General features: G+C 57.3%; 7 protein-coding genes and 4 tRNA genes. 5 read left to right on the top strand and 6 right to left on the bottom strand.

Annotated elements, in window-relative coordinates; translation table 11 throughout:
* Nucleotides 1-156: 156 nt before the first annotated feature.
* Nucleotides 157-915 (bottom strand): hypothetical protein, encoded by a 759-nt coding sequence (locus tag AACY11_RS26230; protein WP_339496048.1) that lies wholly within the window; start codon nucleotides 913-915, stop codon nucleotides 157-159.
* A gap of 385 nt (nucleotides 916-1,300) precedes the next feature.
* Between AACY11_RS26230 and AACY11_RS26225 the strand changes: the two genes are divergently transcribed.
* The 4 genes from AACY11_RS26225 (at nucleotide 1,301) to AACY11_RS26210 (ending at nucleotide 1,713) form a co-directional block, all read left to right on the top strand.
* Nucleotides 1,301-1,376: transfer RNA gene (locus tag AACY11_RS26225), tRNA-Glu, on the top strand.
* Nucleotides 1,377-1,378: 2 nt separating this feature from the next.
* Nucleotides 1,379-1,454 (top strand) — tRNA-Gly (locus AACY11_RS26220).
* 104 nt (nucleotides 1,455-1,558) lie between these two features.
* Nucleotides 1,559-1,634 (top strand) — tRNA-Glu (locus AACY11_RS26215).
* Between the two features lie 3 nt (nucleotides 1,635-1,637).
* Nucleotides 1,638-1,713: transfer RNA gene (locus AACY11_RS26210), tRNA-Gly, on the top strand.
* 137 nt (nucleotides 1,714-1,850) lie between these two features.
* Here the strand turns inward: AACY11_RS26210 and AACY11_RS26205 are convergent.
* From AACY11_RS26205 to AACY11_RS26195, 3 genes are all read right to left on the bottom strand, one after another.
* On the bottom strand, nucleotides 1,851-2,489 hold the full coding sequence (locus AACY11_RS26205; protein WP_339430811.1) for a LysE family translocator: 639 nt from the start codon (nucleotides 2,487-2,489) through the stop codon (nucleotides 1,851-1,853).
* Between the two features lies 1 nt (nucleotide 2,490).
* Nucleotides 2,491-3,261 carry a 2OG-Fe(II) oxygenase gene (locus tag AACY11_RS26200; RefSeq protein ID WP_339464090.1) on the bottom strand — a complete coding sequence of 257 codons (771 nt, stop codon included), beginning with the start codon at nucleotides 3,259-3,261 and terminating at the stop codon, nucleotides 2,491-2,493.
* Between the two features lie 89 nt (nucleotides 3,262-3,350).
* Nucleotides 3,351-3,977, bottom strand: a complete 627-nt coding sequence (locus AACY11_RS26195; RefSeq protein WP_339430809.1) for an alanyl-tRNA editing protein — start codon at nucleotides 3,975-3,977, stop codon at nucleotides 3,351-3,353.
* Nucleotides 3,978-4,067: 90 nt separating this feature from the next.
* Between AACY11_RS26195 and AACY11_RS26190 the strand changes: the two genes are divergently transcribed.
* Complete coding sequence (locus AACY11_RS26190) at nucleotides 4,068-5,066, top strand: LysR family transcriptional regulator (protein WP_339430808.1); 999 nt, start codon at nucleotides 4,068-4,070, stop codon at nucleotides 5,064-5,066.
* Between the two features lie 62 nt (nucleotides 5,067-5,128).
* On the opposite strand, the gene AACY11_RS26185 is transcribed toward AACY11_RS26190, so the two are convergent.
* Together AACY11_RS26185 and AACY11_RS26180 are read right to left on the bottom strand one after the other, a co-directional pair.
* Nucleotides 5,129-5,536 carry a PA2817 family protein gene (locus tag AACY11_RS26185; protein WP_339430807.1) on the bottom strand — a complete coding sequence of 136 codons (408 nt, stop codon included), beginning with the start codon at nucleotides 5,534-5,536 and terminating at the stop codon, nucleotides 5,129-5,131.
* Nucleotides 5,537-5,623: 87 nt separating this feature from the next.
* Entirely contained in the window at nucleotides 5,624-8,071 is a 2,448-nt protein-coding gene (locus AACY11_RS26180; RefSeq protein ID WP_339464092.1) for an acyl-CoA dehydrogenase, read from the bottom strand.
* Nucleotides 8,072-8,193: the final 122 nt, after the last annotated feature.

Genomic DNA, 8,193 nt, shown 5'->3' with positions numbered 1-8,193 from the left:
GGAACACGCTGGTCTGGCTGCGGGACTCTCCTTGGATGTAGGCCATAACGAAAAATGCTCCGTATCTTTCGATACGGAGCATTTTCTTTGAGTGCCGCACAGATTGCTAGGTTTTCACACAGTCTGTCTCGGTGGCTTAGCTTTCAACGTCAGCGATCAGTCGTAGATCACTTTCTTCTTCCAGTCCGCATCGGTTTCGGCATCTTTGAGGCCAGCGGTCAGTTGGTTCTCTTCTCCTTCAACTGGCGCAATCTTGTCCATGACTTGGGCATTGGAGCGGGCGAGGAGTTTTTCCAGGTATTGCAACTGTTCGGAATAGATCTGCGGATCCTGTTGTTTGCGCAGGTATTGCACGCCGCGCTCGAAGGCGAGGCGGGCCTGGCCAGGTTGGTTTTGTTGCAAAGCTTGTTGGCCGAGGTTGTTGAAAAACTCAATGTGCAGCAGCACCAGAATGTGGCGGACTTCGCGAACCCAGTGCTTGGCTTCGTTCGGCGGCAGGAAGCCGTCATGGGCGGCACGGGTGATCTGTCCGTGGAGGGCTTCGAGCAGGAAACGCACGTCTTTGGCTTTGGCTTCGGTCAGAATCGGTGCCGGCGGGTTGTTGATCGGGATCGACTCGCCTTGGGCCACCAGTGCGCTCAGTTCAGTGATGCGTGCTTTAGTCGTCGCACTGGTTTTCTCAAGATTCAACAGACGCTGGCAGACATTGAGTTCCAGGCGGGTCAGCAGCAGCTTGAGTGCAGGCGTCATGAATTGACCTGGAAAGGTCTCGGTCAGTTCGCCGCAGCGACGCAGGCGGTCGTTGAGTTCGACTTTGGTGCGGGCCTTCTCCAGTTTGCTGTTTTCCACCACATGGTTCATATAGCCAATGGCGATCAGAATTGCTATCCCGGCTATGACTAGCAGGGTGATCATGAGTGGTGTCACCGGTAAGACCTCTTTATAGGGTTCACATGCGAGTGTAGTGGCTGGGGCATTTATGCGCCTAGCGCCGCTCGACGAATTGGATCGGCAGGTGCAATCTGTATCGGCCGTTTGTTGCTTATATGAATGCTGGCCCTTGATGTGCAGATTGCCATCACTGTGCGGTGGACTATAACGTCTTGTCGACCGCCGGAATATAGGCGTCAAACGCCGGGCGACGGAAAAGCCCGATTGGCTTCGTAAAGCAGGTCGAAGTCATTGATTTAAATAAATTTATATCAGGGGGTTGACGACCTCTCAATCCATCCATAGAATGCGCGCCACTTGCAGCGTAAAGCACACAGCGAAACGAAGCAGGGAGTGAATGTTGTAGTGTGTCCCCTTCGTCTAGTGGCCTAGGACACCGCCCTTTCACGGCGGTAACAGGGGTTCGAGTCCCCTAGGGGACGCCAATGCGGGAATAGCTCAGTTGGTAGAGCACGACCTTGCCAAGGTCGGGGTCGCGAGTTCGAGTCTCGTTTCCCGCTCCAATTTTAAACAGCACTGCTTTCGGGCGGGGCTGAGTGAAACCAGAGCCAAGTCTTCGGATGCGGGTCTGGACACCGAAACACACACCATGTGTTCCGGGTAGCGTGTCCCCTTCGTCTAGTGGCCTAGGACACCGCCCTTTCACGGCGGTAACAGGGGTTCGAGTCCCCTAGGGGACGCCATTTGCGGGAATAGCTCAGTTGGTAGAGCACGACCTTGCCAAGGTCGGGGTCGCGAGTTCGAGTCTCGTTTCCCGCTCCAATTTCACAAAAACGCCGCTCTATTGAGCGGCGTTTTTGTATGCGTGTGTTTTTACTTTACGGATTGAAGTCATCGAGTCAGTCAAAAAAAGAGGCCCGCCGAAGAGATTCGGCGGGCCTTTTGCGTTTCAGTTCGGATTACCAGGACAGCATCAGTCGGCCGGCAAACAAAATCAGCACGACGCCCATGGTGCGTTCGAACCAATGCCCCATGCGCATGAACAGCAAACGCACTTTGTTGCTGGAGAAGAACAGCGCGACGATGACGAACCACAACGCGTTTACAAAACACATCCACAGACCATAGAACGCCTGGATTTGCAGGGGCGTGCTGGCGCTGATGATCGTGGTGAAGATTGCGAGGAAAAACAGCGTCGCCTTGGGGTTGGTGGCATTGGTCAGAAAACCGGTACTGAACGCCTTGAACAGAGATTGCTCAACCAACGTTTGCTCCGCTGTTTTTTCGCCATCGAGGGTGGTTTTCGGTTTGCTGCGGATCAGGCTGACACCGAGATACAGAATGTAGGCGCCCCCCACCACCTTGGCCGCGGTCAGCAGCCACGGCGTGGTGTGCATGAGTGCGCCGACACCGAGCAGCGTGTACAGAACGTGCACGGAAATCCCCGCCCCAATGCCCAGTGCCGTGCAAATCCCGACCAAGCGGCCAAAGCGCACACTCTGGCGAATAGTGACCGCAAAGTCAGGGCCGGGAGCGACCACGGCCAGAAAATGGATGGTGGCCAGCGCCAGAAACTCGCCCAGGTAATTCGATAACATTTCAGCTCCAGAAGGTCAGGGGTGAAGCATTGCCGCGATAGCCGACAAAGAAGGACAGGCTCAAGCGCGGATCCGCTACACCCGGAGTCACCGAGTGCATGCAGCGCGAATTGAACATGATGAAATCGCCGGGTTCGGGCCGAACCTCAAGTGTGGGCGGTCCAAGCAGGGCCGGGTCGATGCCGTAACTGTCGCCTCGCATTTCGTCGAACAGTTCGGGCGTTATGTCGTCGTCCCACATCTGCAACGCGCCACCTTCGGTCGGCATGTTCAGGTACACGTTGCAGGCAAACTGTGCTTCCAGGCTGCGCGCTTGAAAGCTCTCCGGTGCGTCCTTGGCGAAAATGTCGTGGTGGGCGAGGAAGCACACGCCGGGTTTTACGACTCGCGACAGGCCGACGTACATTTTGCGACCGTATAGATTTTCCAGATGCGCACCGGCCGGCCACGACTCGTCGAGCATGCAGCGCAGTGTGTCGACCGGTGAAGAGTAGGGGGCGCAGCGATTACGCAGTTCGGCGATGTTGCTGGTGGCGCGTTCGAAGTAATCCTCGATCAGCAGCGGCTGGTTTTCCGCCTCGTAAAACGCCATACCGATACGGCCGATACTCGGTGCGTTGATGTAGCCCTCAAAGCCTGGGGCGAGAATCTTGTCGCCAATCTGGATTGCCAGCGGTTCGGGCAAAAAGCCTTTGACGCGAATGGCGAGGACTTCTTCGTTGGCCAGTTTTTTTATGCACGTCTCATCGAGACGCTCGACGTCTAGCATCATTTTTTTAGGTCCATCTATCGATAGTCAACGGAACCGGCGAATGCGGTTCCCCGGCGCCGGACATTGCGCGGAGCAATGTCCGGAAATGCTCAATCCACGCTGTAGTGGACGGACAATGTGCCTTTCTTCTGTGAAAGGGACGCGATCGTGACTGTGCCCAGATCCTTCAGGCTTCGTACATGGGTGCCACCGCAGCCATAGGCTGGCAGTTCACCAAAACCGATTTCCCGCGCGCCTTCGCGCAGCGAGGTCAGGCGTGGCAGATCGTGCTCGATCCACTGATCGATACCGAGTTGAACGGTGTGTGCGTCAACTTCCTGTGCGGCATCACCTGGCTTGAATTGCACGCGGCCTTCATTCGGCCAGTGGTGCGCTTTGACAGGCGTCCACCCCATGGCCTGGACGAAATGCCCGATCAAATGCCCGGCCGAATGCAGGCGTGTATTGAAGCAGCGGCGATCTTCGTCGACGCGAATACAGGTCATGCCGAGCGTGACCGGTCGATCAACGAAATGGATGATTCGATCCGCTTCTTGCACTACGCGCAGCACCTGGCTTGCGCCGATCCAGCCGGTATCACAGGGTTGGCCGCCACCTTGCGGATGAAACAGGGTAGCGCGCAGTTCTACCGCGAATTCGTTCTCGTGGGGCGTGCAGTCGAGGACTTCTACATTGGCCTTGAGGTCATCACTATGGAAAAAGAGGCGAAGCGTCATATTCCATGCCCTTATTAAAGTTTCTATTTTTATTATATGAATCGTGCAATAACGTGATAATCCGTTCAAACATCAAAGGACTTGTGCGCTGTGAGCATAAATCTACCGCTGCCGTTACTCGGTGAAATGGCGATTTTCGTCAAGGTCGTGGAAACCGGCAGCTTTTCTGAAGCCGCCCGCCAACTCGGATCGTCGCCTTCAGCGATAAGCCGCAGCATTTCCCGACTGGAAAAAGCGTTGGCCACACGGTTGCTGCAGCGCACCACGCGCAAACTGCGCCTGAGTGATGGGGGCGAAGAGGTGTTCAAGCGCTGTCAGGAAATGGTCAGCGCTGCCAAGTCCGTGATGGAAATCAGCGGCCAGTTCACCCATGAGGCTGAAGGGCTGGTGCGGGTCAGCGTACCGAAAGCGGTGGGGCGTTTCGTGATTCATCCGCATATGCCCGAATTTCTGCGCCGTTATCCCAAGGTCGATGTGGAGTTGTTACTGGAAGACCGGCAGGTCGATCTGATCGACGATCATGTCGATCTGGCGATTCGCATCACCGATCGGCCACCCGCCGGATTGGTCGGGCGTCAATTGTTGACGATAGACCATTTGCTCTGCGCAACTCCGCAATACCTGGCTGAAAACGGCACGCCAAAGCACCCTCACGACTTGCTCGATCACAGCTGTATATATCTTGGGGAAACCCCAAGCGATGCGCGCTGGAAATTCAAAAAAGGCAGCAACGCCGTGACGGTCGGCGTGCGTGGCCGATATGCCGCCAATCACACTGGCGTGAGGCTGGGAGCGGTGTTGCAGCATATTGGAATTGGCAGCCTGCCGTACTTCACCGCACGGTATGCCCTGGAGCAGAAGTTGATTGTGCAGGTATTGCCAGAGTGGAGCTTCCTGGCTTCTTACCATGGCGGACTCTGGCTGCTGCATTCGCCGACGCGTTATTTGCCGCCGAAGCTGCGGGTGTTCATCGACTACCTGGTGGAGTGCCTGGAGAAGGAGCCGACCTTGAGCAAGCCCGGTAAATCGGGCGGTGCGAGTAATGCTGCGATGGTCTATGAATTGCCTGAGAGTGAAGGGCTGCTCTAACGGCAACTCAGAAAAAGGCCCGCCTGGACAACCAGGCGGGCCTTTTCATTACCGAAAGAAAATCAGTGCTTGCTGTCCTGAGCGGACATTGCCATCAGTTGCTTTTCCTGATTCCAGTCGAACGGTTCGTCGTTTTGTTCGGCTTCGTAGCGGCGTTCTTCCAGGGCCTGATACAGGTCGATTTCTTCATCGGCCAGGTAGTGCAGGCAGTCGCCACCGAAAAACCACAGCAGATCCCGTGGGATCAGGTGGGCAATTTGCGGATAGCGAGTAATCACTTGAGTCAGGATGTCCTGGCCCAGGTATTGGCTTTCGATCGGATCGATCGGCAGTGACGCCAGCAATTCGTCGAAGCGCTCCAGGAACAGGGCGTGGCTTTCTTCGGGAACCTGATCGGCCTCACCTACGGCGACCAGAATACTGCGCAGGTGGTCGAGCAAAACAAGATGGTCGGCGACGACGTTGGACACGAGATAAGTCCTCAAGAGCAAAACGGGCGCGGGAGTATAAAGCCCCTGCGCCCGTTTTTCACAAATAAACGGCTACACGTTGAAGGATTAGCGGACTTTGCCGTCGGCCAGCACCAACTGCTCTTTGTCGAAATCATCGACATCGATCACCTTGCGCCGTGCCGCTTCGGCTTCGTGCAGGCTCTGCGCTTGCGCTGCCTGGAGAACCCCAGCCTCAAGCGCTGCATCGATCGCGTTTTCGCCGGCGACCGGTTTGACCTGACCGCTTTTCAACGAAGTGTGCAGTTTTTTCTGCAGCGGTTGCACAGCACTCAGCAGGTCGCTGGCGTGTTGCAGTGCGCCGACGGCATCCTCTGCCGATTGCGGGCGATAGCAGCCGGCAAGCAACTCTTCCAGCGCCGGATCGCCTTTGGTTCGACCAATAATGCTCGCCACTTCGGCACCGAGTTTGTCCGATGGGCCTTTGTGGCGCCGGCCGAACGGAAACACGATGACCCGCAAAATGCAGCCAAATATCTTGTTCGGGAAATTGCTCAGCAGCTCATCGAGAGCACGCTCCGACTGGAAAAGGCTTTCTTCCATGGCCCAGCGCAACAGCGGTTCCATATACCCTGGCGAATCCAGATCGTGAAAACGCTTGAGCGCAGCGGACCCCAGATACAGGTTGCTCAGCACATCGCCAAGACGTGCCGAGAGACGCTCGCGGCGTTTCAGTTCGCCCCCCAGCAGCATCATGCTGAAGTCGGCGAGCATGGCAAAGGCTGCCGCCTGACGATTGAGCGCGCGGAAGTAACCCTGACTGATCTTGTCGCCCGGCGCAGGTTCGAAGTGGCCCAAACCCAGGTTCAACACCAGGGTGCTGGCGGCATTGCTCACGGCGAAACCGATATGCTTGAGCAGCAGGCCGTCGAATTCTTTCAGTGCCTGATCCTTGTCCTCGCGGCCGGCGAGGGCCATTTCCTTGAGCACGAACGGATGGCAACGAATCGCACCCTGACCGAAGATCATCAGGTTACGCGAGAGAATGTTCGCGCCTTCCACGGTGATGAAGATCGGCGCGCCGTTCCAGCTACGTCCGAGGTAGTTGTTCGGGCCCATGATGATCGCCTTGCCGCCGTGTACGTCCATGGCGTGGCTGATGCATTCACGGCCGCGTTCGGTCAGGTGGTACTTGAGGATCGCCGACAGGACTGACGGTTTTTCGCCCAGATCGACCGCGTTGGCGGTCAGCATTCGCGCAGCGTCCATCATCCACGCGTTACCGCCGATGCGCGCCATGGCTTCCTGTATGCCTTCGAAGGCCGACAGGGGCACATTGAACTGTTCACGAATCTGCGCGTATTGCCCGGTCACCAGGCTGGTGAACTTGGCTGCACCGGTACCGACTGCCGGCAGCGAGATCGAACGGCCGACCGACAGGCAGTTCATCAGCATCATCCAGCCTTTGCCGAGCATCTCCTGGCCGCCGATCAGGAAGTCCAGCGGGATGAACACGTCTTTGCCCGAGTTCGGGCCGTTCATGAACGCAGCGCCCAGTGGCAGGTGACGGCGACCAATCTCCACGCCTGCGGTATCGGTTGGAATCAGCGCAAGGCTGATGCCCAGGTCTTCCTTGTTCCCCAGCAGGTGATCCGGGTCATACGCTTTGAACGCGAGGCCGAGCAACGTGGCGACCGGACCCAGTGTGATGTAGCGCTTTTCCCAGTTAAGGCGCAGGCCGAGGACTTCCTGACCCTCCCATTGGCCTTTGCAGATGATCCCGGTGTCCGGCATCGCGCCTGCGTCGGAACCGGCGAGCGGGCCGGTGAGGGCGAAGCACGGGATGTCGTCGCCACGGGCCAGCCGTGGCAGGTAGTGATTGCGTTGTTCGTCGGTGCCGTAATGCAGCAGCAGTTCTGCCGGGCCGAGGGAGTTGGGCACCATCACGGTGGAGGCGAGATCGCCGCTGCGGGTCGCAAGTTTCATCGCTACTTGCGAGTGGGCATAGGCGGAAAAGCCCTTGCCGCCGAATTCCTTGGGAATGATCAGGGCGAAAAAGCCGTGTTCCTTGATATGCGCCCAGGCTTCGGGCGGCAGATCCATCGACTGGCCGATTTGCCAGTCAGTGACCATCGCGCAGAGCTCTTCGGTCGGACCATCGATAAAGGCCTGTTCTTCTTCGCTCAGTTGCGCCTTGGGATAGGACAGCAGTTTTTCCCAGTCCGGACGACCGCTGAACAGCTCGCCATCCCACCAGACGGTGCCGGCATCGATCGCGTCGCGTTCGGTCTGCGACATCGGCGGCAGGGTTTTCTGGAACCAGTTGAACAGCGGCGCACTGAAATATTGGCGGCGCAGGTCAGGCAGCACCAATGGCGCGGCCACCATCGCCAGTACGATCCAGAGCACCAGCAACAGCCAGCCCGGTGCGTGGCTGAAAATCCCCATCGCCAGCAGGTAGACGGCAACGATGCCCAATGCGGGCAGCGGGGAAATTCGCCGGTGGGCGAGATACGCCACGCCAACGACCAAAACCAGTATCCACAACAACAGCATATTCAGTCCTCCGTGAACCAAGGCAAATCGACCCTTCAGAGCTTAGACGGCATCTGTAAAACCGGGTGGTCAGACCATGGTGATTGAAATCGTGGGAAACCTCTGACGGTTTTCGTAGGTTC

It is taken from the genome of Pseudomonas sp. RA_105y_Pfl2_P56 (genome assembly GCF_963970845.1).
GTDB lineage: Bacteria > Pseudomonadota > Gammaproteobacteria > Pseudomonadales > Pseudomonadaceae > Aquipseudomonas > Aquipseudomonas baetica_A.
Note: the sequence above shows the minus strand (reverse complement) of the source record. Positions and strands in the feature narration are given on the sequence as shown.